General features: G+C 39.5%; 1 protein-coding gene. It reads left to right on the forward strand.

The features are described from left to right. Nucleotides 1-196: 196 nt before the first annotated feature. Nucleotides 197-1,161: ISAs1-like element ISEc1 family transposase (locus R7Z41_RS24130; RefSeq protein WP_318141654.1), on the forward strand; the 965-nt coding region annotated here is incomplete at its 3' end.

Here is a 1,161-nt window from a genome sequence, read left to right on the forward strand (position 1 = left end):
TGATTTTGAAAATGGTATTCCTGTTCACGATACCATTGCCAGAGTTGTATCCCAGGGAAAGATCACGTAACGCTACTTTTTTGTACTAAATAATTCGCATTTTATGTTTAAAAATTGAGATATTCCTTATTACCTGAAGCTGTTTTTTATTGCTTATACATGATCAAATACTTCTTACATAATTAAGGAGAACAAAATGGAACTTAAAAAATTGATGGAACATATTTCTATTATCCCCGATTACAGACAAGCCTGGAAAGTAGAACATAAATTGTCAGATATTCTACTGTTGACTATTTGTGCCGTTATTTCTGGTGCAGAAGGTTGGGAAGATATAGAGGATTTCGGGGAAACACATCTCGATTTCTTGAAGCAATATGGTGATTTTGAAAATGGTATTCCTGTTCACGATACTATTGCCAGAGTTGTATCCTGTATCAGTCCTGCAAAATTTCACGAGTGCTTTATTAACTGGATGCGTGACTGCCATTCTTCAGATGATAAAGACGTCATCGCAATTGATGGAAAAACGCTCCGGCACTCTTATGACAAGAGTCGCCGCAGGGGAGCGATTCATGTCATTAGTGCGTTCTCAACAATGCACAGTCTGGTCATCGGACAGATCAAGACGGATAAGAAATCCAATGAGATCACAGCTATTCCAGAACTTCTTAACATGCTGGATATTAAAGGAAAAATCATCACAACTGATGCGATGGGTTGCCAGAAAGATATTGCAGAGAAGATACAAAAACAGGGAGGTGATTATTTATTCGCGGTAAAAGGAAACCAGGGGCGGCTAAATAAAGCCTTTGAGGAAAAATTTCCGCTGAAAGAATTAAATAATCCAGAGCATGACAGTTACGCAATCAGTGAAAAGAGTCACGGCAGAGAAGAAATCCGTCTTCATATTGTTTGCGATGTCCCTGATGAACTTATTGATTTCACGTTTGAATGGAAAGGGCTAAAGAAATTATGCGTCGCAGTCTCCTTTCGGTCCATAATAGCAGAACAAAAGAAAGAGCCAGAAATGACGGTCAGATATTATATCAGTTCTGCTGATTTAACCGCAGAGAAGTTCGCCACAGCAATCCGAAACCACTGGCACGTGGAGAATAAGCTGCACTGGCGTCTGGACGTGGTAATGAATGAAGACGACTG

Source organism: Vibrio sp. 1457 (assembly GCF_033340195.1).
GTDB classification, from domain to species: Bacteria; Pseudomonadota; Gammaproteobacteria; order Enterobacterales; family Vibrionaceae; genus Vibrio; species Vibrio alginolyticus.